Source organism: Geodermatophilus sp. Leaf369 (assembly GCF_001424455.1).
GTDB lineage: Bacteria > Actinomycetota > Actinomycetes > Mycobacteriales > Geodermatophilaceae > Klenkia.
The window spans coordinates 160,696-183,224 of the sequence record NZ_LMQA01000005.1 but is presented as its reverse complement, the minus strand read 5'-3'; the positions used below and the strand labels follow the sequence as shown (position 1 = coordinate 183,224).

Genomic DNA, 22,529 nt, shown 5'->3' with positions numbered 1-22,529 from the left:
GGCTGAGGGGTGCGAGGCAGGGCGAGTTCATGGGGGGAGGAGCTCTCCCTCCCTCGGAGCTACCGGCGGGTGCGCGCCGCGGTCTAGCGTCGGGACCCGTGGACAACCGGGCCGAGATCACCGACTTCCTGGCCACCCGCCGCGCCCGGCTCACCCCCGAGCAGGTCGGCCTGCCCGCCTCGGGGCGACGGCGCGTTCCCGGCCTGCGTCGGGAGGAGGTCGCCGTCCTGGCCGGGGTGAGCACCGACTGGTACACCCGGCTGGAGCGCGGGCACATCGCCGAGGTCTCCGACGACGTCCTGGCCGCGGTCTGTCGGGCGCTGCGCCTGGACGAGGCCGAGCGGTCACACCTGGACGACCTCGCGCGGGCCGCACGGCCCAGCCGGGCACCCCGGCGCCGGGCCAGCCAGCGGGTGCGGCCCAGCGTCCAGTGGATGCTCGATGCGATGACCGGTGCTGCGGCGATCGTGCCCAACGGCAGCATGGACCTGGTCGCGGCCAACGCCCTGGGGCGCGCGCTCTACTCCCCGGTCTACGAGTTCGCTGCGGGCGGGCAGGCCAACATCGCCCGCTTCCAGTTCCTCGATCCCCGGGCGCGGGACTTCCACCAGGACTGGCCGGCAGCGCTGAGCACCACGGTGGCGATCATGCGCACAGCGGCTGGGCGCGACCCGCACAACCGGGCGCTCACCGACCTGGTGGGCGAGCTGGCCACCCGCAGCGAGGAGTTCCGCAGCCGGTGGGCCGGCCACGACGTGCGGCTGCACCACACCGGCGCCAAGACGTTCGTGCACCCCGTCGTCGGTCGGTTGGACCTGGCCTTCGAGTCCATCCCGCTGCCCACCGACGAGCTCTGGGGCCTCACCCTCACCGTCTACACCGGCGAACCGGGCTCGCCCACCGCCGACGGTCTGTCGATGCTGGCCAGCTGGGCTGCCTCCCAGGACGCCGCCCCGCCAACGCCGTGGGACGAGCCAGCGACCTGACCGTCGGTCCGAGACGGCTGTCCCAGCGCGTACCTGACCGGGGCGGCCCTCAGAGCTCGCGCTGGTGGGCGGGCAGGGCGACCACTCCGTCGGGTCCGTCGGCACGGTGTGGGGCGAGGCGGTCTCGGATGAAGGCGGCTTCGGGTGGGGACGGATCGCAGGCCAGGGCGGCCTCCCACGCCTGGACGGCGAGGGCGCGGCGGCCCAGCCGGAGCAGCTGCTCGGCGCGGCAGGCGTGCCACAGGTGCAGACGCTCCAGGCCGGGGACGGCGTCCAGGGCCGCCAGCCCGGCGGCCGGGCCGGTGAGCTCGCCGACCGCAACGGCCCGGTTGAGCCGGACGACGGCGGTGTCCTCCACCCGCAGCAGCGCGTCGTAGAGCGCGACGACGTCGGCCCAGTCGGTCTGCTCCAGGCTGGGTGCCTGGGCGTGGCAGGCGGCGATGGCCGCCTGCAGCTCGAACCGGCCGGCGGCCAGCCGGGCGTCGGTGAGCAGCATGGGCGCCAGCAGCCCCTGCAGCTGGGCCTCGTCGGGCATGAGGTCGACGAGCAGCCGTCCGAGCCGGATGGCCTCGTCGCACAGCTGCGGGCGGACCACGGTCTCGCCGCCGCTGTGCCCGGCCGTGAAGAGCAGGTGCACGACGGTCGCCACGGTGCCGACCCGGTCGGGCAGGTCCTCGGCCTCGGGCAACCGGTAGGGGATCGCCGCGACGGCGATCTTCTGCTTGGCCCGGGTCAGCCGTTTGGCGGCGGTCGCCTCGGGGACGAGGAGCAGCCGTGCGACGTCGGCGGTGGCCAGGCCGCACAGCGTCCGCAGGGCCAGTGCCACCTGCGCCTCGGGGCGCAGGGCGGGGTGGCAGCAGGTGAAGACCAGCCGGAGGAGGTCGTCGCGCACCACGGAGGGCTCCGGGGGCTCGTCGGGTGCGGTCGACGCGGCCAGGTCTGCGGCGTCGGCCTCCTTCCCGGTGCGGGCGGTCTCCCGGCGCAGCGCGTCCAGGGCCTTGTTGCGCTCCACAGTGGTCAGCCAGGCGCGGGGCTCGTCCGGGACGCCGGTCTCGGGCCACCGGCGGAGGGCGACCTCCACGGCGTCGGCGACCGCGTCCTCGGCGACGGTGAGGCTGCCGGTGGTGCGCGGCCAGGGTCACTGCGGCGTCCAGGTCGGCGGCCTCGAGCAGCAAGAACCCGGAGAAGACCTCCTGGCCTCGGCGAACGGTCCGTCGCTGGTCAGCGCCGGTGAGGTCGTGGGCGCCGCCGCACTGGTCGCGGTCGTCGAGCAGGACGACCAGACCACCGCGACCACCGAGGACGTCGTGCCGACCGATCTCGACCACCGCCGACCCGACCTGGCCGAGGTCGACCGCCGCCACCAGATCGGCCTCGACGAAGCCCGCCCCCGAGCGGTGGAGAAGCGACATGGCGCCGGCCGCTGGACGGCGCGGGAGAGCATCGCTGCCCTGGTGGACGCCGACACCCTCACCGAGTACGGCGCCCTCACGATCGCCGCCCAACGTCGCCGGCGGACGCTCGAGGACCTCGTCGAACGCACCCCCGCCGACGGTCTGGTCACGGCGACCGCCCGGGTCGCCGACCGGCCCGTGGCGGTCATGTCCTACGACTACACCGTGCTCGCCGGCACCCAGGGGATCCAGAACCACCGCAAGACCGACCGGCTCCTCGAGCTGGTGCACCGCCGACGACTCCCCCTGGTGCTCTTCGCCGAGGGCGGCGGCGGCCGTCCCGGGGAGACCGACACCACGGCCGTCGCGCAACTCGACGTCCCCACGTTCCGCATGGCTGCAGCGCTGTCCGGACGGGTCCCGATGGTGGCGGTGGTCTCGGGCTGGTGCTTCGCCGGAAACGCGGCCCTGGCCGGGGCGTGCGACGTCATCATCGCCACCCGGGGCAGCAGCTTGGGCATGGGCGGCCCGGCGATGATCGAGGGAGGGGGGCTGGGCGCCGTGGCCCCCGCCGACGTCGGACCGATGGACGTCCAGGTCGCCAACGGCGTGGTCGACGTGCTGGTCGAGGACGACGCGGCCGCCGTCGAGACCGCCCGCCGCTACCTGCACTACTTCACCCACCCCCGTACCGGCTGGGAGTGCAGCGACCAACGGTCCCTCCGGTCGGCCGTCCCGGAGAACAGGCTCCGCACCTACGACGTGCGGCCGGTCCTGGAGACCATCGCGGACACCGGGAGCCTCCTGGAGCTCCGTTCCGGGTTCGGGACCGGGATCCTCACCGCCTTGGCCCGGATCGAAGGTCGTGCCGTCGGGATCGTCGCCAACAACTCCCTGCACCTGGGGGGCGCCATCGACGCCGACGCCTCGGACAAGGCCACCCGGTTCCTCCAGCTGTGCCAGACCCACGGCCTCCCGGTCGTGTCCCTGTGCGACACCCCCGGGTTCATGGTCGGCCCCGACGCGGAACGAGGCGGCACCGTCCGTCGGTTCAGCGCGATGTTCACCGCCGGCGCCCGGCTCACCGTGCCGTTGTGCGTCGTCGTGCTGCGCAAGGGCTACGGGCTGGGCGCGATGGCCATGGCCGGGGGGGACCTCAAGGCGCCGGTCCTGACCGTCAGCTGGCCCACCGGTGAGTTCGGCGGCATGGGCCTGGAGGGTGGGGTCCGCCTGGGCTTCCGGACCGAGCTCGAGGCCATCGACGACCTCGACGCGCGACGGGCCCGGTACGACGAGCTGGTCGCCGAGGCCTACGAACGGGGCAAGGGCCTCAGCGCGGCCGCGGCCTTCGAGATCGACGACGTCATCGACCCCGCGGACACGCGGGCGACCCTGGCCCGGGCACTCGCCACCGACACCTGACCCACGAGGCCAGGCGCGCGTCGGCACAGGTCGACGTGTCGGTCACGTGGGGTCGTCGAGGGCACCGTTCCCGGACAGCCACGCGTCCTCCCTGGCGTGGAAGGCCGTCACGCCTTCCCACCGGTCGTCTCCGAGCAGGTCCGGGTCCAGCCGGACACCGCGGTCGATCTGCAGGTAGCCGAGGAAGCGGTAAGAGGGTCGCAGCGACGCCAGCAGGTCGCGGTCGAGCACCGGGGTGTCACCGGCCGTGGCGGGCCGCAGCTCGTCCCACTCGAAGAGGACGTGGAAGGTCAGCAGCCGCCACCGCCCTTGCTCCCGGACGGCCCGGGAGAAGAAGCGGCAGTGCGCGTGGACGTCCACGTGGACGCCGTGCAGTTCGCGTCGCTCGAAGATGGTGGCGGGGCTCTCCACGGTGGCCCGGTCCCCGCGCACCCGGGCGAGGGCCGGGAAGACCCAGTGCCTGCCGGAGGTGTCCCCGGCCGGGGAGTCTCCGAGGAGCGCGCGGGTGGAGGCGACGTAGGCGTCCCCGCCGACGCCGTCGTACCAGGTGGTGCGAACCCAGGCGTTCTCGTGGAAGCAGTCGGCCATCACGTCGAACAAGCGCTGGTCCCGGGCGAAGCGCTCACGCCGGACGAGGTCGAAGAGGTCCTCCCGATCGCGGGGGTCAGCGAGGTCTGCGGGCGTGGCCACGGGGTGTCCTCTCGAGACGGTGGTGGGGTCGGTTCAGTCAGCCTCACCCCCGAGCTCGGCGGTGAGGGCTGCGGCGGTCGACGTCAAGGGCGCGAGCAGCAGAGCCAGGTCCAGTTCGCCGGCGCCCAGGAGTGCCACGGTCGCAACGAGCCCGCGGCTGCCGAACACCGGGGCGGCGACGGCGAAGGTGCTCTCCTGCCACGCGACGCTGTGGCCGTTCTTCCGGGCCTCGTAGACCTCCTGCTGGTGTCGGGCCCGGTCGGCCGGTGAGGAGTCCGGTGAGTCGGTGTCCGTCAGCGGATCGCCGAAGGCCTCCATCAGCAGCGACTGGGCGGCGTTGCGGTCCAACTTGGTGCCCGGGCGCACGGTCACCACCACCGACCGGCTGGTGTCCTCCTCGACCAGGGCGACGACGGCGCCCTGGGTGCCCCGGATGCTCAGCACGGCCGTCGACCGGGTCGCGGTCCGCAGCCGTTCCAGGTGTGGTCGGGCGAGGTCCACGACGCCGTCGCGGCCCAGCGCCAGGACGCCGAGCTCGAGCATCAGTCGCCCGAGGGAGAACGTCCCCCGGCGGCTGCCCTTGTCGAGGATCCCGGCGCTGGCCATCGAGGTGCAGTACCGGTAGGCGGTGGTGCGGTTGAGTCCGGTGCTCTCGGCGACCTCTGCTGCGGTGAGCTCAGGGGCGTCGGGACCGAAGAGCGCGCAGATCTGACCGACCCTGGCGACCGACCGGATGTCAGCGGTCGATACCTGGGCGTCGTCTGCGTTCGGCATGGCCGCACGGTAGTCGGCGACCGACCCCGCACCGGCGCAGCGGTGCGGGGCCGGTCCGGGTCAGCCGGCCAGCCAGATGGTCAGGCGTTGCACGGCGTCGTTGTAGTTCTCGCCGTACCAGTCGAGGTCCTGCGAGACCGTCTCGCCGGTGTTGGCCGGACCGTTGTACTGGACGAGCTCGGCGTTGGGTGACAGGTCCAGCGGGGCCGAGGTGTTGACCGGGCTGACACCCAGGTCCCGGGCGATGCCGGCGGCAGGCTCGGGGCTGGTGACCGAGGAGGCGAAGGCCTGGGCGGCGGCGAGGTTGGGTGTCCCCTTGGGGATGGCGAGAGCGTTCAGCGACGTCACGGTCGTGTCCCACACGATGGTGATGTCCACCCCCTGGTCCAGCAGCGGGACGAGGCGGGAGTCGGGCAGGAAGAACATGTCGACCTGGCCACTGCCGACTGCCTGCTGCAACGCACCGACGTTGGGAGCGAACGTCGTGACGTCCCGGATGGTGTCCAGCCGCTCCAGTGCACGGTCCACGTCGAGGGGGTACAGGTCGTCGGGTGCGACACCGTCGGCGAGCAGCGGGTACTCCAGGATGCCGTTCTGGACGTTGGTGACCAGCCCGCGCTGACCGGGGAAGGCCTCGGTGTCGAAGAAGTCCTCGACCGAGGTCGGTGCCGTCGCCGGGTCCGGGAAGGAGTCCGTGCGGTAGGCGAAGGGAGTGGACAGCACGAAGTTCCCGACGTAGCAGTCACCAACCGCGCCCTCGACCAGGTCGTCCTCGCTCACCCCGGTGTACTCGATCTCCTCGAAGAGGGTGCCGCAGTTCTGCTGCGCGGCAGCTGGTGCGGCCGCGATGACGTCCCACGTCACGGCATCGGCCTCGACCTGGGCCTGCACCTGGGCGAAGTCCGGCGGTGAGGTGTTGACGAACGTGATGCCGGGGTTGGCCTCGGTGTAGGGCTCCTGCCAGTTGGCGATCATCGCGTCCTGACCGTCGCCGCCGTAGCCGACGAAGGTCAGCGTCGCCTCGTCCGCCGAGGCGTTCGGGGTGCCGCTGTCACCTCCGCAGGCCGCCATCGTGGTCAGGAGCAGGACCACACCGAGGGTCCCGAGCGCACGGGTTGTTCGTGGCACCGTTGTCACTGTCCTTCGTGTCGGGGGCGGTCTGCCCCAGGATGTTCGCGATGTGAAGATCTGGATCGCTGAGTGAACGTAAGGGTGAGCCGACTCACCCGACAAGGCGCCGCCGCCCTTTCTCGCCGCCTTTCTCCGTCATGCGACACGGCGGTCCGCATCGTGACCAGGCGGCCGCGCAGGGTCCGCCGACGGCGGGTCAGCCGGCCACGACGCGCTGCCTGGCGACGGGCCACCAGGCCACCACGGACTGGCCCACGGACAGCTCGGACTCCATGGCGTCGACCCGGGCGCGGCCGACGACGGCGGGCTCGTCGCCGCCGGGTACGGACAGCACGGCCGTGCGGTAGGAGCCCAGGTACTGGACGTCGGTCAGGGTCGCGGCGACGTGGTTGGCGCCGGCCGGGACGTCGCCCTCGGTGGGCACGACGCGGACGTCCTCGGGTCGCACCACCAGTGCGGTGGTGGGCGCCGTCCGGGCTCGGGCGGCGACCGACCCCGGGGCCAGGGACCACGTCGAACGACCCCACCCGAGGGACCGCTCGTCCATCCCGCGGAGCGGGAAGAACGTCGAGTCGCCGAGGAAGCGAGCGGTGAAGAGGGTCTCGGGGGCCGCGTAGAGCTCCTGCGGGGTCCCGACCTGCTCGATGCGCCCGGCGTTGAACAACGCGATCCGGTCCGAGAGGCTCATCGCCTCTTCCTGGTCGTGGGTGACGAAGACGAACGTCGAGCCCACCTCGCGGTGGATGCGTTGGATCTCGGCCTGCAGGGCGCCGCGCAGATTGCGGTCCAGGGCTCCCAGTGGCTCGTCGAGCAGCAGCGCCTTGGGGTCGAAGACGATGGCCCGCGCGAGGGCGACGCGCTGCTGCTGCCCCCCGGACAACTGCGTGGGGACGGCGTCGTCCCGCCCGGTCAGCTGCACCAGCTCGAGGACCGCCGCCACGCGACGGGCGATCTCGGCCTTGGGCACGCGTCGTTCCCGGAGGGGGTAGGCCACGTTCTGGGCCACCGTCATGTGCGGGAAGAGCGCGTAGTTCTGGAAGAGCATCCCCAGGTCGCGCTTGTGTGGGGGCAGGTCGCTGACGTCGCGGTCGTCGAGGGAGACGTGCCCCGACGTCAGGGACTCGAAGCCGGCGATGAGGTTGAGCGTGGTCGTCTTGCCCGACCCGCTGGGCCCCAGCAGCGTCATGAACTCCCCGGGCTCGATGGTCAGGGAGACCGCGTCGACCGCGGGGGCTGCCTGGCCGTAGTCCTTGGTCACCTCGGTGAGCTGGATCTGGGTTCCCGACCGGGTGGCGGTGGGCGGGGCGACGTGGCTGGACGTGGTGGTCACGGTTTCTCCTGACGGGAGGGACGTGTGCGGCTCAGCAGCAGCGGGACCAGGCAGATGACGGTGACGACGGTGACCACGAGGCTCGAGGACGCCGCGATGGTCGGGTCGACCTCGAAGGTGACGCTGTTGAACATCTGGACGGGGAGCGTCTGGAACGTGGGGGAGCGCAGGAAGAGGGCGATGACGACCTCGTCGAAGGAGGTCACGAAGGCGAACACCGCCCCGGTGACGACGCCGCGGCTGATGAGCGGGAGCGTCACGCTCCGGAACGCCCGCCACGGGGAGGCCCCCAGGGAGGCTGCTGCGCGCAGCAGCTTGGCGTCGAAGCCCCCGAGTGCGCTGGTCACCGAGACGACGACGAACGGGACGCCGATCGCGGCGTGCGCCAGCGTGTACCCCCAGAAGCTGCCGACGAGGTGCCAGCGCAGGAAGGACACGTAGACCGCTACGGCGACGACGATGCCGGGGGTGACGATGGAGATCATCAGCACCGTGCGGGCGAGGCCCGCGACCCGGCCGGTGAGCGCGTGCAGACCGACGGCGGCGGCGGTGCCGACCACCGTGGCGAGCACGGCCGCGGCCGTGGCGACGAACACCGAGTTGCGCAGGGACGTCAGCCAGACCGGGTCGGTGAAGAAGTTCCGGTAAAGGTCCAGGGAGAAGCCCTGCGGCGGGAAGGAGAAGGTCGTCGAGGAGCTGAAGCTCATCGGGATGACGAAGAGCGTCGGCAGGACGAAGAACAGCGCGACCGCGGCGGCCAGCAGCCGCAGCCACCACGGCACGGCGTCCAGGCCCGGGCGTCGCCCGGCCCGTCGCACCCGGGGGGTCTGGGCCCGGCGCGGGGCAGGCCCGTGCGTCCCGACGGTCGGACGCTCGGTGGTCGCGGTCATCGCTTGCCCTCCGGGGTGCTGGTGGCGACGACCCCGATGGCCGACACGGTCCCGCCGAGCCGGTTGGCCCAGGCGACGAGTCCGAGGGTGGCCACGAGGACGACCATGCCGAGGGCGCCGGCGCCCTCGAAGTCCAGGAGCTGGGTGGTGCGGGCGGCCAGCAGCTGGGCCACCAGGGACTCCTGTGGTGTGCCCAGCAGCGCCGGGGTGACGTAGAAGCCGAGGCTGAGGGTGAAGACGAGGATGAGTCCGGCGGTCACACCGCCTCGGGACAGCGGCCAGTAGACCTTCCAGAACGCGACGAGAGGACGCGATCCCAGGCTCTGTGCTGCCAGCAGCAGCCGACGGTCGATGCCGCTCAAGGCGCTGAACAGCGGGAGCACCATGAACGGCAGGAGCACCTGGCTCATGGCGATGACCACGCCGGCCTGCTTGCCGTAGAGCACGACGTCCAGGCCGAAGAGGCCGAAGAAGGAGTCGACGGGCCCCCCGCGCTGGAGGATGAGGATCCAGGCGAAGTTGCGGGCCATCACCGAGGTCCAGAACGGCACGAGGACGACGACCAGCAGGAGTGCCCGCATGCGGGGCCCGACGCGGGTCATCACGTAGGCGTAGGGGTAGCCCAGCGCGAACGCGATGACGGTGACCAGCACCGCCGTCTGCACGGTGCGCCAGAGGACCCGGAGGGTCACCCCGTCGGTGAACAGCTCGGTGTAGTGCTCCCCGGTCAAGGTGGCCGGGGCGCCGATGCTGCGGAGCAGGCTCTGGCCGAGTGGCAGCACCAGCACGGCGATGACCAGCGCCAGCGCCGGCAGCAGGAGCAACCAGTGCGGCCGTGGTCGGCGACGTCCTGCTGGGGCCGGCGACTGCTCCGATGACGTGCCCTGTGCGGTGCCTGGTTCGAGAACGGTCTGTGTCACGGGTTCCTCTCCTCTCAGCCCGACACGGTCGAGCTGAGCGTGGCGGCGGCGCCGCGCAGGGCGCGCACCTGGTTGGTCGCCCCGGATGCCCGGTCGACCATCGTGGTGGTGCCGATCAGCGCCATCGCAGCCTGGACGTCGTAGGTGGCCAGCACGGGGACGGCGACAGAGGCCAGGCCGGCCCTGCCCAGGTCGGCCCAGGCGACGCGCTGCTGGCGGACCTCGTGGAGCACCTGTCGCTCGACCGCGGCCTCTGCGTCGGTGAGGCGGGCGTGCGCGCGGGTGACGGCCGTGGGGTCGGACTGGAAGGCCAGCAGGGCCCGGGTCTGGGCGGCCCGCACCTCGAGCACCGTGCCGATGCGGACGGTGATGAGGATGGTGCCCTGCAGTGGCTCCTCGACGAGGGTGACGACGGCCCCCGTGCGTCCCAGGAAGCTCAGCACCGTGGTCAGACCGGTCGTGTCCGACAACTGACGCATGATCGCCGGCGCCGTGGTGAGGATCTGCTGGCGGACCGAGGTGAGCGCGGACAGCTGGTCGAGCAGTGGCCCGGGTCCACCGGTCGCACTGAGGAAGCCCGAGCGCCGCAGGGACTGCAGGTAACGGTGCGCCGTCGTCCTGTTGAGTCCCAGCCGCTCCGCGACGAGGGGCGCGCTGAGGGTGCCGGTGTCCTGGTCCAACAGCGCCAGGATGTTCGCGGCCCGGTCGATCGCCTGGATCAGCCCGCCCTCGGACTCGCTCGTGTTCGCGGCCGCGGCGTGACCAGGACCCCGCGACGGTCCGCCTGCCGGGTGACGCAGCGTCTCCACGGTGCCTCCTCTCGTGACGTCGGTGCGGTCCACGTCACGGAGTGAAGCAGCAGTTTGTTCATCATGCAATCACTGGTTTCACATGACGAACAAAGTTGCTGGCGCCCCTAGACGCGGCCCGCTCATTGTGCATAGCGTGAACTCCAAGCTCACGATACGAACAACGGAGGCACCAGGTCATGACCACCACGGAGGCCGGTACGTCACCGTCGCCGGCACTGCTGCAGGTCCTCGACGGCACCGTCGACCTGCACTGCCACTCGGGTCCCAGCCCGTTCCCCCGCCGACTCGACCACGTCGAGGCGTCCCACGACGGGGCTCGCATCGGGATGCGCGCGATCCTCGTGAAGTCCCACCACCACAACACCGCCATGGACGTGTTGGCGATGGGGCCGCAGCTGGCGCAGGCGCCCACCCCGGTCTACGGCGGGGTCGCGATGAACTCCGAGGTGGGCGGGATGAACCCGTCGGCCGTGGCCGTGGCCGTGCTGATGGGCGGGCGTTGCGTCTGGGGCCCGACCGTCTCAGCCGGTCAGCACCTGCTCGCCCACCAGCACGACGACGGTTTCCCCAACAACACCGGCAACCTCTACGAGGAGGAGGTGTCGGTCTTCGACTCGACCGGCGCGGTCTCCCAGCAGGCCGACCTGGTGACCAGGCTCGTCTCCGACGCCGGGATCCTGCTGACGGGCGGTCACCTGGACGGTGAGTCCATGTCCGCCTTCTTCGCCACCGCGGCCCGCAACGGGGTGAAGCGGCTGCTGGTGCACCACCCGGACTACATCATCAACGCCTCGGAGACCGCGATCGAGGAGATGCTGGGGCACGGTGCGTTCATCGAGCACGAGCTGTCGATGTACCACCCCGACGTCGCCGCCCCGCACTGGCCGATCGAGCAGCTCGTGGACTGGATCCACAAGATCGGCCCGGAGCGCACGGTGCTGGACTCCGACCTCGGCCAGGTCGGCAACCCACTGCCGGTGGACGCCTACCTGCTGATCGTCCAGCAGCTGCTCGACCACGGCATCAAGGCCGAGGACATCCGGCAGATGACCTGTCGCAACACCGCGTTCCTGCTGGGCCTCGAGGAGACCAACCGGTGAAGCGGGCGGAGAAGGTCGTCATCACGACCGCGGTGACCGGCTCGGTCAACGTGCCCTCGCAGAGCCCGCACCTGCCGCTCTCGGCCGATCAGGTGGTCGCCTCCGCGCTGGAGGCGATCGAGGCGGGGTCGGCCGTGGTGCACCTGCACGCCCGGCACCCCGACGGCCGGCCGGCGTTCGAGGCCGAGGTCTTCGAGCAGATCGTCCCGCGCATCACCGAGGCCACCGACGTCGTCGTCAACATCACCACCGGCGGTTCCTCGGCGATGACCATGGATGAGCGGCTGGCCGGCGCACTGCGCTTCGAGCCCGAGCTCGCCTCGATGAACATGGGCTCGATGAACTTCGTGTACTCGGGGATCGCGGACAAGGTCACCGCGTGGCAGCACGACTGGGAAGAGCCCTACGTGCGCAACACCTGGTCGCACCCCTTCATCAACACCTTCGACCGGATCGAGCACACCCTGCGCGTGCTCGGGGACCGCGGGACCAAGTTCGAGTTCGAGTGCTACGACATCGGCCACCTCTACTCCCTGGCGCACTTCGTGGACAAGGGCCTGGCTGAGCCGCCGTTCCTGGTCCAGGGCGTGTTCGGGATCCTCGGCGGCATCGGGGCCGACCACGAGAACCTCGCGCACATGGTCCGCATCGCCGACAAGCTCTTCGGCGACGACTACGCCTTCTCCGCCTTCGCCGCCGGCCGCAGCCAGTTCGAGTTCGGCACCCACAGCGCCTGGCTCGGCGGGCACGTCCGGGTCGGCCTGGAGGACAGCCTCTGGATCGGCAAGGGCCGCCTCGCCGAGAGCAATGCCCAGCAGGTCACCAAGATCCGCGCCGTCCTCGAGGACATGGGCAAGCAGATCGCCACCCCCGACGACGCCCGCGCCCAGCTCGGGCTGCGCGGTCGCACCACCCCCACCACCGACAGGAGCGCCCGCGCATGACCACCTACGCAGCCGACGACATCCGCTCGACACTGGCCCCCGTGGCGCCGACCCGCACCGTGGACGCCGGCACCCCCATCCGGCCCTCGCAGTGGGTGGAGTTCCTGGCCCTGCCGCCCACCGAGACCACCCGCGCCGGCAGCCGGACCTGGATCGCCCGGGCCGCCAACATGGTGGTCGCCTACACCGACGCCCGCGCCGGGGACGTGTTCAGCCGGACCGGCCAGCCCGACGAGTACCTGGTGCTCGTGCACTCCGACAGCAGCGCCATCCAGGTGCAGGCCGGCGGTGCCACCCGCGTTGTCGACGACGAGGCGCTGGTGGTCGTCCCTCCCGGGGACAGCGAGATCCGGGTACAGACCGACGGCCCGCTCATCCGGGTCTTCTCCGTCGTCGCCGAGGACCTCGCCGCAGCCGCACTCAACGCCGAGGTCTACGCCGAGCCCGACCCCCGGGCGACGCCGATGGTGCCCGGGCCGGACCCCGTCGGCGGTTTCGCGCTGCGGGTCTACCCGCTGGCCGAGCACCCCGTCGTGGAGGGACGGTTCGGGCGGGTCTTCCGGACGACCAACCTGATGGTGAACTTCCTCGCCGAGGAGCCCACCCCGCGCCCGCCGCACAAGCTGTCCCCGCACCACCACGACGACTTCGAACAGGTGTCGATGGCGGTCAAGGGCCGCTTCGTGCACCACATCCGCTACCCGTGGGGCCCGGACTCCGCGCAGTGGCGACCCGACGAGAGCCGGGAGATCGCCACACCGTCGATCTGCGTCATCCCCCCGCCCACCGTGCACACCACCCAGGGTGTCGGCCCGTACCAGCAGCTCATCGACCTGTTCTCCCCGCCCCGGGCGGACTTCGCCGCCTCCGGCTGGGTGGTCAACGCCGAGGACTACCCCCGCCCCGCCTCGTGAGCCCCCGGCGCAGCCTGCTGCGTGCGGCCCTCGCCGACACGTCCCGGCCGGCTCTGGGCACCTGGCTGAAGATCGCCTCGACCGAGCTGCTGGAGCTCGTCGCGATCGCCGGGTTCGACTTCGTCGTCCTGGACCTGGAGCACTCCCCGATGGACCTGGAGTCCGCGTCCGGGCTCATCGGCCTCGCCCGGCACGCGGGACTGCCCGCGGTGGTCCGGGTGCCCGACCTGCACCCCGGTCTCGTCCAGCGGGTCCTCGACGCCGGCGCCGAGGGCGTGATGGTGCCGCACGTGGACACCGTCGAGCAGGCGCAGGCTGCGGCCGCCGCGGTGCGCTTCCCGCCACGAGGCACCCGCGGCGTCGGCGCCACCAGCCGCGCGGGGGACTGGGGGGCGCTGCCACTGGAGGAGTACCTCCGCTACGGACAGGAGGAGGTCGTGCTCATCGCCCAGGTGGAGAGCGCCGACGCCGCCCGGCAGGCCGCCGCGATCGGCGGGGTGGACGGCATCGACGCCCTCCTCGTCGGGGCCGCCGACCTCGCAGTCAGCCAGGGCGCCGCCGTCTCCGACCCCGTCGTCCAGGACCTCATCGCCGAGGCGGTCCGCGGCGCCCGGGCTGCCGGGGTGCCGGTCGGCAACGCCGGCGGGGCCACCGCCGAGGCCGTTCGAGCGGCTCTGGAGGCCGGGTTCGGGTTCACGATGCTCAGCAACGACGCGAGCCTGTTCGGCGCCGCCGCCACGGCCGCGGTGCAGGCCGCCCGGAGCGTGCCACTCCCCACGCTCGACCCCCACCCCACAGCAGGAAGGACGTCATGACCCACTCCACGCCCCACCGCCCCCTGGAGGGGCGGGTGGTCCTCGTCGTCGGCGCCAGCAGTGGCATCGGCGCCGAGGCCGCCCGACTGCTCGCCGAGGACGGCGCCCGCCTCATGCTCGTCGCCCGCTCCGCCGGCCCCCTGGCCGCGATCACCGACGAGCTCACCGCCGCCGGCCACGACGTCGCCTCCAGCACCGGCGACGTCTCCCGGGCCTGGGACGTCGCCCGGTTCGTCGACGCGACCGTCGAGCGGTTCGGGCGGCTGGACGGCGCGCTGAACAACGCCGCTGCGACCCAGGCCGGCCGGCTGGACCAGGTCTCCGAGGCCGACTTCGACCAGCTGATGGCCGTCAACGTCAAGGGCACCTGGCTGTGCCTGCGCGAGGAGGCCAGGGTCATGGTCGCCCAGGGGCAGGGCTCCATCGTCAACGTCAGCAGCATCGGCGGACTGCGCGGCAGCTCCGGCATGGGCGCCTACCAGGCCTCCAAGCACGCCGTCATCGGCTTGACCAAGACCGCCGCGCACGACCTGGGACCGCTAGGCGTCCGGGTCAACGCCGTCGCCCCCGGCCCCACCGAGTCCCCGATGCTGGACGCCACGCGGCGGGCGATCCCCGGCGGCGTCGAGGCCCGCGTCGCAGCGACGCCGCTGCGCAAGACCGGGACCGGTCGGGACGTCGCGGCCGCGGTGTCCTTCCTGCTCGGCGACCGGGCGGGGCACCTGTCCGGCGTCGTCCTCCCCGTGGACGGTGGGTTCCTTGCCTGACTCCCTCAGCCCCGTCGGCACGCTGCGGCTGCCGGCCCGGGTGCACGTCGGGTACGGCGCCCGCCACCAGCTGCCCGAGGTCCTCGCCCTGCACGGCCGCCGGGTGCTCGCGGTCGTCGACCCCTTCCTGCTGGGCACACCGGTGCTCACCGAGACGGTGGACCGGTTGACCGCGGTCGGCCTCGAGCTGCACGTGCACGCCGACGTCACCCCGGAGCTGCCCGTCGACAGCCTGGTCGCCGGGGCCGAGGTGGCCCGCGGGTTCGGCGCAGACGTGGTGCTGGCCATCGGCGGCGGCAGCGCACTGGACGCGGCGAAGGTCCTCGCCCTGCTGTGCACCCACGAGGGCCCACTGAGCCGGTACTACGGCGAGAACCAGGTGCCCGGTCCGGTGTTGCCGGTCGTCGCGGTCCCCACCACCGCGGGGACCGGTTCCGAGGTCACCCCCGTCGCCGTCGTCTCCGACCCCGACCGGGAGCTCAAGGTCGGGATCTCCAGCCCGTTCCTGGTGCCCGTCGCCGCCGTCGTCGATCCCGAGCTGACCCTCGGCGCCCCCGCCCCGGTGACCGCGTTCTCCGGGATCGACGCCCTGGTGCACGCCGTCGAGTCCTACACGGCACGGTTCCTGGAGGTGGACTGGACGTCGCCGCTGCCGGTGTTCACCGGCCGCAACGCCCTGGCCGAGCCGCTGTCCCTGCAGGCCGCGGCCCACCTGGGCCCCTGGCTGCCGGTGGCCGTGGCCCAGCCGGGCAACAGGGTGGCCCGGGAGGAGGTGGCTCGCGGGGCGCTGCTGGCCGGCGTCGCGTTCGGGTCCACCGGCACCCACCTGTGCCACGCCCTGCAGTACCCGATCGGGGCGATGACCAAGACCCCGCACGGCCTGGGGACCGGACTGCTGCTGCCCTACGTGATGGACGCCGTCCGTCCGGTGGCCGCAGACCGGCTCGCTGCCCTGGGTGCGGCTCTGGAGGGCATCGCCCCGGCCGAGTCCTCCGCCGAACGCACCCGGGCCCGGGTCGCGGAGATGAACGCCGCGATCGGCGTCCCCGCCGACCTCGCCGCCATCGGGATCACCCGGGACCAGCTGCCCCGCATCGTCGAACTGGGCCTGCGTTCGGCCCGACTCCTGGCCATCGCACCGGTGGACCCCACGCCCGAGCTCCTGCTCGACGTCCTCGAACACGCCTACGCAGGGAGCGCCTCGTGACCGACACCCCGCTGCACACCGACCTCTACATCGACGGCAGGTGGCGCCCGGGATCCGGTGGCGAGCGTCTGGACGTCCTGGACCCCGCCGACCTCTCCGTCATCGCCGACGTAGCGGTGGCCACCGAGCAGGACTGCATGGACGCCGTCGACGCCGCGGCTGCGGCCGCCGAGGGCTGGGCGGCGACCGCCCCACGCGTGCGCAGCGAGCTGCTGCGCACCGTCTTCGACATCCTCACCGCCGAGGCCGAACAGCTCGCGGAGCTGATGGTCCGGGAGAACGGCAAGTCCTGGGGTGACGCCATCGGCGAAGCCGCGTACGCCACCGAGTTCTTCCGCTGGTTCGCCGAGGAGGCCGTCCGCGTGCCCGGGGACTACCGGCTCTCGCCGGCGGGGGACAAGCGGATGGTCGTGGACCGCCAGCCGATCGGGGTGTCGCTGCTCATCACCCCGTGGAACTTCCCGGCCGCGATGGCCACCCGCAAGCTCGCCCCGGCGCTGGCCGCCGGCTGCACCACGATCCTCAAGCCCGCGCCGGAGACCCCGCTGACCGCCGGCTACGTCGTGGACGTGCTGCACCGGGCCGGGGTGCCCCGCGGGGTGGTCAACCTGGTCATGCCGACCCCGCCGGACGTCCCGGTGCGTGCCATGCTCGACAGGCCGGAGGTCCGCAAGCTGTCCTTCACCGGCTCCACCGAGGTCGGTCGTGCGCTCCTGCACGCCTGCGCGGACTCGGTGGTCAGCGCCTCCATGGAACTGGGTGGCAACGCGCCCCTCGTCGTCCTCCCCGGCGCCGACCTCGAGGAGGCCGTGGCCGGTGCGCTGCTGGCCAAGATGCGCAACGGCGGCGCCGCCTGCACGGCAGCCAACCGGTTCTACGTGCACGACTCCGTGCACGACGAGTTCGTGGCACGGATGGACAGCGCCCTGGCGCAGGTCACGGTCGGACCAGGGCTCGACCGCCGCAACACCCTGGGCGCGCTGGTCTCCACCGGCGAGCGGGACAAGGTGGCCTCGCTGGTCGAGGAGGCGGTGGCCGAGGGCGCGACCGTCGTCCGCGGCGGGACGTCGCACGAGGTCGGTGCCTTCTACGACGCGACGCTGCTGAGCGGGGTCCGGCACGGGTCGGCGATCACCCGCACCGAGGTCTTCGGTCCGGTGACCCCCGTCGTCCGCTACAGCGACGTGGACGAGGCCGTGGCGATGGCCAACGACACCGAGTTCGGGCTCATGGCCTACGTGTTCGGCGAGGAGCGGGAGGCCATGGCGGTCGCCCGGCGACTGGAGTCCGGGATGGTCGCGGTCAACCGCGGGGTCGTCAGTGATCCGGCCGCACCCTTCGGCGGGGTGAAGCAGAGCGGGCTGGGCCGGGAGGGGAGCTCCGAGGGGATCTTGGAGTTCCTCGAGGAGAAGTACATCGCGCTGACCGCATGATCGCCGACCCCTCAGCACCCCGGAGGAGGGCGGACATGGACAAGGTCGTTGCCAGCACAGCCGAGGCGGTCGCCGACATCGGTGCCGGCTCGTCGTTGGCGGTGGGTGGTTTCGGGCTCTGCGGGGTGCCGATCAAGCTGATCGACGCGCTCCTCGCCCAGGGCGCGGACCGGCTGACCACGATCAGCAACAACTGCGGGGTCGACGACGCAGCACTCGGGGTGCTGCTCTACGCCGGGCGGATCGCCAAGACGATCTCCTCCTTCGTCGGTGGCAACAAGGAGCTGGCCCGGCTCTACCTGTCCGGTCAGCTCGACGTGGAGCTCACCCCCCAGGGCACCCTGGCCGAGCGGCTGCGCGCCGGCGGCTGCGGCATCCCGGCGTTCTTCACCCCCACCGGGGTGGGCACGATGGTCGCCGACGGCGGGATCCCGGTCCGCTACGACGTCGAGGGGAACGTCGTGCTCACCAGCGAACCGAAGGAGACCCGCGACTTCGACGGCCAGGACTTCGTGTTGGAGACCGCGCTCACCGCCGACTTCGCCCTCGTCCGGGCCGCGGTCGGTGACCGGCACGGCAACCTCGTCTTCCACGAGTCCGCGCGCAACTTCAACCCGCTGTGCGCGATGGCCGGGACCGTGACCATCGCCGAGGTCGAGCGGCTGGTCGAGCCCGGGGAGATCCTCCCGGAGTCCATCCACCTGCCCGGGGTCTTCGTGCAGCGCGTCGTGGAGGTCGGTGTCGAGGGCAAGGACATCGAGAAGCGCACCACCCGGCCCCGCCCCGCCAGCACCCCCCAGGAGGCCTGACCGATGGCTCTGACCCGTGACCAACTCGCCGCCCGCGTCGCCCTGGACCTGCAGGACGGCCAGTACGTCAACCTCGGGATCGGCATGCCGACCCTGGTCCCGAACTTCATCCCCGACGGCGTGCACGTGGTGCTGCAGTCGGAGAACGGCGTCCTGGGCGTGGGCCCCTACCCCTTCGAGGGCGAGGAGGACCCGGACCTGATCAACGCCGGCAAGGAGACCATCACCCTGCAGCCCGGCGCCAGCTTCTTCGACTCCGCGCTGTCGTTCGGGATGATCCGCGGCAAGCACATCGACGTCGCCGTCCTGGGCGCCATGCAGGTCAACCCCCGCGGGGACCTCGCCAACTGGCTGATCCCCGGCAAGATGGTCAACGGCATGGGCGGGGCGATGGACCTCGTCCACGGAGCCCGCGCGGTGATCATCATGATGGAACACGTCGCCCGCGACGGATCCCCCAAGCTCGTCGAGGAGTGCACCCTCCCGCTCACAGGCAAGGCCTGCGTCGACCGCGTCATCACCGACCTCGCCGTCATCGACGTCACCCCCATCGGATTCCTCCTGCGCGAGACCGCCCCAGGCGTGTCAGTCGAGGACGTCGTGACAGCCACCGGCGCACCGCTCGCGGTCGTCGACGACGTCCGCGAGATGGCCGTGGGCGCACCTGCGTGACTCGGGTGGGCCCGGGCCGTGCTGTCAGCGGTCGAGTCCGACCGTCCGGGTCGCCCGGACCGCTGGGCCGCCTGCGGACCCTGCTGGCTCGCCGGCCAGGCAGTCGGACTCCCGGGACGTCCTCGAGCACTGCGGGTCGCGCGGACTCGAGCTGGGTGTTCGTCGGAGCTGCCGAGGGGACGATCGTCTTCCGCTCCCGCTGCGGGTCGGACCTGATGGTCAACGGGGTGGTCATCCCGGGGTCCGACGGCCGGCCCGGGGCCGGACTGCCCACCGGTCCGTCGTCCTGACACTGGCCTTCGTACTGGCGCGACCGCGACGACGCCCAGGTCAGGCCCGGCGGACGGCCACCACCAGCGTCGGCCGCACCGCTCCCGCGGACAGCAGCGCTCCCATCCGCCCGGACTGCTGGGTGGAGCGGCGGAAGCGGGGGTCCGCGCCGTGCCTGCGCTCCATCTCGGCGTCCACCGCGTCGGCTGCGTCGTCCCAGCCGGGTGGGTTGTCGTCCAGGTCGGCGACCGCTCGGTCGATCACGTCGAAGCCCGCAGCCCCGAGCAGGTCGTCCAGGTCGTCGTCGGTGGGGAACGAGTTCCCCACCGGCGCGGGAGTGGGCAGCGGGTCGACCGCCTGCACGAAGACGAGCAGTCCCAACCGGCCTCCGGGGCGCAGGACCCGGTGCAGCTCGGTCAGCGCGCCGGCCTTGTCGTCGGTGGTGCAGAGGACCCCCAGGCTCCAGGCGGCCGCGGTGATGCCGTCGAGCAAGGGGAGCGACTGCCCCATCGCGACGGCCGACGGCAGCCCGAACAGGTGGCGGGAGGCGTGCACCGCACCGGCCATGGGCTCCAGGCAGACCGGGCGCACCTGCCGGTCACCGGCCGCCCACGCGGCCGGGCCGCCGACCCCCGCCCCGGCATCGACGAGCAGGTCACCCGGGTGCAGGGCCAGGCGGTCGGCGAGCCAGCGCAGTGATCCGACGCTGCCCGAGCCCCGGCAGCCCGCAGGGACGGCGTGCCCCGGCCCGAGCACCCGCGCGGCCTCCTCGGTCCACGCCGCGGTGACGTCGAACTCGTCCTCCATCGCGGCGCTGTCCAGTTCGCTCATGCCTGTTCCTCTCGGATCCGTCGTGCCACCTCGGCCTTGACCCGTGCTCCGTCCAGACCCCCGCGGTCGGCGGCCCGTCCGGACAGATTGACCCCGACCACCCCGGGCACCGCGAGCAGTGCCCGGGCCTCGGCGACGGCTGCGGCGATACCGGCCTCGACCGGGTCCGGGGCGGCGAGCACCCGTTCGACAGCGGTGCCGTCCAGGTGCAGGCCGGGGAAGCGCTGCAGCGTCCGTGCCGACGGCTCGTCGCTGTAGACCGCGACCGAGGCCAGGAACGGCAGCGTGGCCCCGGCTGCCCGGGCAGCCGCCACGAACGCCGCCACCCGGGCCGCACCGGACACGTGGTTGAGCACGCAGAGGGCGGCGCCGGCCTGCTGCTTGAGCGCCACGCGCGCCGGTCGGCCGGCGGTCGGCGGGGTCTGCGGCGACTCGGGGACGGCGGCGCTCAGCCCGGCCCGGGCGGCCAGTGCGGTGAGCCGGGGCCCGTCGAGGTCGAAGACCTGGGTCACCCCCGGACGCACCCCCGGTCCTCGGCCGTCGCCGGTCACGCAGAGCACGCCGTCCACCCCGACAGCCGCGAGACCGGCCAACTCCTGCTCCAGGACGAGCTGGTTGCGGTCCCGGCAGGCCAGGGTGACCCAGGGCCGGCCGCCGGCGGCGACCACCTCGGCGGCGACCAGGGTCGGGGGCAGGTCGGGCTGGTCCTGGTGCTCGGCGGTGAGCAGGCCGTCGCTCACCCCGGCCAGCACCGCCACCACCGACCGCACCGAGGCCAGGTCGCCCGGCGCAGCAGTGAGGTCGGTGAGGACGACGGGCCCGTGCTCGGCGCGGGCCAGCAGACCGCCCGGCCGCGGTGCGGGCCTGACGACCGGCGTGGACCAGCCGGGGGCCGGCTCGGTGAGGAAGGGGCACGGGTGGTCGGCGAGCTCGCACCGGCCGTCGTCGCGCACGCCCCCGCAGGGCCCGAAGACCATCCTCTTGGGACAGCCGATCCGGGCGGCGTCCACGGCGGTCGTCGTCACCCCCAGGCGCTGCCCACGGACCGGGGGTGCGAACCGCCCGACGCCGCCGGCCTCGCGAGGGAGGTGGGCCTCGGCGAGGTGTCAGCGGTCCTCGGCGCCGGCCACGAGCGGGGCCGGTGCCGCTCAGGCAGTGCCGGGCAGCGACCAGGTGCGCAGGGCCTCGAGGCAGTGGACGAGGTGGTCCCGGGCGTCGCCACCCGTGGCCGTCCGGGTCAACACCGTGCACCCGTGGGCGTGGCCACCGCCATGGGCGAGCTGGGCGCCGACGGCGCCCGGGTGTTCGGCGACAACCCCTCCTACGCGGCGTCGATGGGCCAGGCCTGGTTCACCCCACCGGTCTCCCAGCCCGAGGACATCGCCGCCGCCGTGCTGTTCCTGGCCAGCGACGACAGCCGCACCATGACCGGCGTCCAGCTGCCGGTCGACCACGGCGCCACCAAGGTCTGACACCCCCCCCAACGACAGGAGCACGACATGGGCACGCTTGAGGGCAAGGTCGCCTTCATCACCGGTGCCGCACGCGGCCAGGGCCGGGCACACGCGATCCGGCTGGCCGAGGAGGGCGCGGACATGATGGCCCTGGACATCTGTGGACCGATCGTCGGCCGCCCGCTGATCCCGGCGTCGACCGAGGCCGACCTGGCCGAGACCGTCGCGGCGGTGGAGGCCCTGGACCGACGCATCGTCGCCCGGCCGGCCGACACCCGGGACATGGCCGCCGTGCAGGCCGTGGTCGACGAGGGCCTCGCCGAGTTCGGCCGCATCGACATCGCGGTCGCCAACGCCGGGACGTCAGGGGCAGCACCAAGGCCCACCTGATCACCGAGGAGGACTGGCAGACCACCCTGGACGTCAACCTGACCGGCGTCTGGCACACCGCCAAGGCGGTGCTGCCTCGATGATCGAGGCCGGCCGTGGCGGGTCGATCGTGATCACCAGCTCCGGGGCGGGCATCAAGCCGATGCTGCACCTGGGCGACTACGGGGCCACCAAGGCCGCGGTCATCTACCTGACCAAGGTCCTCGCCCTGGAGAACGGCGAGCACGGCATCCGGGTCAACAGCATCGCCCCGGGCAACGTGGACACCCCCCTGGTCATGAACGACGCGGTCTTCTCCCTGTTCCGCCCCGATCTGGAGCACCCCACCCGCGAGGACGTCGAGCCGGTGTTCGCCGGGATGAACGTGCTGAAGACCAAGCCGTGGCTCACCGGGCGCGACATGGCCAACGCGGTGGCCTGGCTGGCGTCCGACGACGCTGCCTTCATCACCGGCGTCGTGCTCCCGGTGGACATGGGCGTCACGGCCGGCTAGGTCCAGGGACGACGGGGCACCGAGACCGGCAAGGACGACCACGACCGCGAACGCGGCGAGGGCGCCGACGCCGGAGAACAG

The 22,529-nt window shown here is 72.6% G+C and carries 24 protein-coding genes and 1 pseudogene; 15 read left to right on the top strand and 10 right to left on the bottom strand.

The window, feature by feature from the left end; translation table 11 throughout:
• Nucleotides 1-98 precede the first annotated feature (98 nt).
• Complete coding sequence (locus ASG36_RS19975) at nucleotides 99-986, top strand: helix-turn-helix transcriptional regulator (protein WP_055768371.1); 888 nt, start codon at nucleotides 99-101, stop codon at nucleotides 984-986.
• A gap of 49 nt (nucleotides 987-1,035) precedes the next feature.
• On the opposite strand, the pseudogene ASG36_RS19970 reads toward ASG36_RS19975, so the two are convergent.
• Nucleotides 1,036-2,097 (bottom strand): annotated as a pseudogene (locus ASG36_RS19970) (RNA polymerase sigma factor); the annotation flags it as partial.
• 13 nt (nucleotides 2,098-2,110) lie between these two features.
• On the opposite strand from ASG36_RS19970, the gene ASG36_RS19965 reads away from it, so the two are divergent.
• Nucleotides 2,111-3,802, top strand: coding sequence for an acyl-CoA carboxylase subunit beta (locus ASG36_RS19965; protein WP_235495332.1), 1,692 nt, complete (start codon nucleotides 2,111-2,113; stop codon nucleotides 3,800-3,802).
• 42 nt (nucleotides 3,803-3,844) lie between these two features.
• On the opposite strand, the gene ASG36_RS19960 is transcribed toward ASG36_RS19965, so the two are convergent.
• The 7 genes from ASG36_RS19960 to ASG36_RS19930 all read right to left on the bottom strand — a co-directional run bounded on the left by ASG36_RS19960 (nucleotide 3,845) and on the right by ASG36_RS19930 (nucleotide 10,346).
• The gene (locus ASG36_RS19960; RefSeq protein ID WP_055768369.1) at nucleotides 3,845-4,492 is read right to left on the bottom strand and encodes a nuclear transport factor 2 family protein; all 648 of its coding nucleotides are present in this window, start codon (nucleotides 4,490-4,492) and stop codon (nucleotides 3,845-3,847) included.
• Nucleotides 4,493-4,525: 33 nt separating this feature from the next.
• A complete protein-coding gene (locus ASG36_RS19955; RefSeq protein WP_055768364.1) occupies nucleotides 4,526-5,266 on the bottom strand; it encodes an IclR family transcriptional regulator in 741 nt (246 codons plus the stop codon).
• Nucleotides 5,267-5,326: 60 nt separating this feature from the next.
• Nucleotides 5,327-6,358, bottom strand: coding sequence for an extracellular solute-binding protein (locus ASG36_RS19950; protein ID WP_055768361.1), 1,032 nt, complete (start codon nucleotides 6,356-6,358; stop codon nucleotides 5,327-5,329).
• Between the two features lie 235 nt (nucleotides 6,359-6,593).
• Nucleotides 6,594-7,727 (bottom strand): ABC transporter ATP-binding protein, encoded by a 1,134-nt coding sequence (locus ASG36_RS19945; protein ID WP_055768358.1) that lies wholly within the window; start codon nucleotides 7,725-7,727, stop codon nucleotides 6,594-6,596.
• Nucleotides 7,724-8,617, bottom strand: coding sequence for an ABC transporter permease (locus ASG36_RS19940; protein ID WP_082523350.1), 894 nt, complete (start codon nucleotides 8,615-8,617; stop codon nucleotides 7,724-7,726). Before ASG36_RS19940 ends, ASG36_RS19945 begins: the two co-directional genes overlap by 4 nt.
• The gene (locus ASG36_RS19935; protein WP_055768355.1) at nucleotides 8,614-9,441 is read right to left on the bottom strand and encodes an ABC transporter permease; all 828 of its coding nucleotides are present in this window, start codon (nucleotides 9,439-9,441) and stop codon (nucleotides 8,614-8,616) included. The genes ASG36_RS19940 and ASG36_RS19935 overlap by 4 nt, the downstream gene beginning before the upstream one ends.
• A gap of 110 nt (nucleotides 9,442-9,551) precedes the next feature.
• A complete protein-coding gene (locus tag ASG36_RS19930; protein ID WP_055768352.1) occupies nucleotides 9,552-10,346 on the bottom strand; it encodes a helix-turn-helix domain-containing protein in 795 nt (264 codons plus the stop codon).
• A 179-nt stretch (nucleotides 10,347-10,525) separates the two neighbouring features.
• Here ASG36_RS19930 and ASG36_RS19925 point away from each other — a divergent pair, with 179 nt between their 5' ends.
• From ASG36_RS19925 to ASG36_RS22945, 10 genes are all read left to right on the top strand, one after another.
• Nucleotides 10,526-11,449, top strand: a complete 924-nt coding sequence (locus tag ASG36_RS19925; RefSeq protein WP_055768349.1) for a DUF6282 family protein — start codon at nucleotides 10,526-10,528, stop codon at nucleotides 11,447-11,449.
• Nucleotides 11,446-12,393, top strand: coding sequence for a 3-keto-5-aminohexanoate cleavage protein (locus ASG36_RS19920; protein WP_055768346.1), 948 nt, complete (start codon nucleotides 11,446-11,448; stop codon nucleotides 12,391-12,393). Before ASG36_RS19925 ends, ASG36_RS19920 begins: the two co-directional genes overlap by 4 nt.
• Nucleotides 12,390-13,307 (top strand): hypothetical protein, encoded by a 918-nt coding sequence (locus ASG36_RS22440; protein WP_055768344.1) that lies wholly within the window; start codon nucleotides 12,390-12,392, stop codon nucleotides 13,305-13,307. Before ASG36_RS19920 ends, ASG36_RS22440 begins: the two co-directional genes overlap by 4 nt.
• Nucleotides 13,304-14,122: an HpcH/HpaI aldolase/citrate lyase family protein gene (locus ASG36_RS22435; RefSeq protein WP_200944592.1), complete on the top strand. Its 819-nt coding sequence runs from the start codon at nucleotides 13,304-13,306 to the stop codon at nucleotides 14,120-14,122. Before ASG36_RS22440 ends, ASG36_RS22435 begins: the two co-directional genes overlap by 4 nt.
• A complete protein-coding gene (locus ASG36_RS19905) occupies nucleotides 14,119-14,889 on the top strand; it encodes an SDR family NAD(P)-dependent oxidoreductase (RefSeq protein WP_055768342.1) in 771 nt (256 codons plus the stop codon). Before ASG36_RS22435 ends, ASG36_RS19905 begins: the two co-directional genes overlap by 4 nt.
• A complete protein-coding gene (locus ASG36_RS19900) occupies nucleotides 14,882-16,096 on the top strand; it encodes an iron-containing alcohol dehydrogenase (RefSeq protein WP_200944591.1) in 1,215 nt (404 codons plus the stop codon). The genes ASG36_RS19905 and ASG36_RS19900 overlap by 8 nt, the downstream gene beginning before the upstream one ends.
• Nucleotides 16,093-17,529 carry an NAD-dependent succinate-semialdehyde dehydrogenase gene (locus ASG36_RS19895; protein ID WP_235495329.1) on the top strand — a complete coding sequence of 479 codons (1,437 nt, stop codon included), beginning with the start codon at nucleotides 16,093-16,095 and terminating at the stop codon, nucleotides 17,527-17,529. Before ASG36_RS19900 ends, ASG36_RS19895 begins: the two co-directional genes overlap by 4 nt.
• Nucleotides 17,530-17,564: 35 nt before the next feature.
• Nucleotides 17,565-18,338: a CoA transferase subunit A gene (locus ASG36_RS19890; protein ID WP_055768335.1), complete on the top strand. Its 774-nt coding sequence runs from the start codon at nucleotides 17,565-17,567 to the stop codon at nucleotides 18,336-18,338.
• A 3-nt stretch (nucleotides 18,339-18,341) separates the two neighbouring features.
• A complete protein-coding gene (locus tag ASG36_RS19885; RefSeq protein ID WP_055768333.1) occupies nucleotides 18,342-19,010 on the top strand; it encodes a CoA transferase subunit B in 669 nt (222 codons plus the stop codon).
• Between the two features lie 155 nt (nucleotides 19,011-19,165).
• Nucleotides 19,166-19,300: a hypothetical protein gene (locus tag ASG36_RS22945; RefSeq protein ID WP_255354657.1), complete on the top strand. Its 135-nt coding sequence runs from the start codon at nucleotides 19,166-19,168 to the stop codon at nucleotides 19,298-19,300.
• Between the two features lie 40 nt (nucleotides 19,301-19,340).
• Here the strand turns inward: ASG36_RS22945 and ASG36_RS19880 are convergent, their stop codons facing one another.
• On the bottom strand, nucleotides 19,341-20,111 hold the full coding sequence (locus tag ASG36_RS19880; protein ID WP_235495327.1) for a methyltransferase domain-containing protein: 771 nt from the start codon (nucleotides 20,109-20,111) through the stop codon (nucleotides 19,341-19,343).
• Nucleotides 20,108-21,136 carry a methylenetetrahydrofolate reductase C-terminal domain-containing protein gene (locus ASG36_RS19875; RefSeq protein ID WP_235495326.1) on the bottom strand — a complete coding sequence of 343 codons (1,029 nt, stop codon included), beginning with the start codon at nucleotides 21,134-21,136 and terminating at the stop codon, nucleotides 20,108-20,110. The genes ASG36_RS19880 and ASG36_RS19875 overlap by 4 nt, the downstream gene beginning before the upstream one ends.
• A 228-nt stretch (nucleotides 21,137-21,364) precedes the next feature.
• Between ASG36_RS19875 and ASG36_RS22430 the strand changes: the two genes are divergently transcribed.
• The 3 genes from ASG36_RS22430 to ASG36_RS22935 all read left to right on the top strand — a co-directional run bounded on the left by ASG36_RS22430 (nucleotide 21,365) and on the right by ASG36_RS22935 (nucleotide 22,448).
• Nucleotides 21,365-21,583 (top strand): SDR family oxidoreductase, encoded by a 219-nt coding sequence (locus tag ASG36_RS22430; RefSeq protein WP_235495324.1) that lies wholly within the window; start codon nucleotides 21,365-21,367, stop codon nucleotides 21,581-21,583.
• 27 nt (nucleotides 21,584-21,610) lie between these two features.
• Nucleotides 21,611-21,955 carry an SDR family NAD(P)-dependent oxidoreductase gene (locus tag ASG36_RS22940; RefSeq protein WP_255354656.1) on the top strand — a complete coding sequence of 115 codons (345 nt, stop codon included), beginning with the start codon at nucleotides 21,611-21,613 and terminating at the stop codon, nucleotides 21,953-21,955.
• A 79-nt stretch (nucleotides 21,956-22,034) separates the two neighbouring features.
• On the top strand, nucleotides 22,035-22,448 hold the full coding sequence (locus ASG36_RS22935) for an SDR family NAD(P)-dependent oxidoreductase (protein ID WP_157498993.1): 414 nt from the start codon (nucleotides 22,035-22,037) through the stop codon (nucleotides 22,446-22,448).
• The last annotated feature ends 81 nt before the right edge of the window (nucleotides 22,449-22,529 follow it).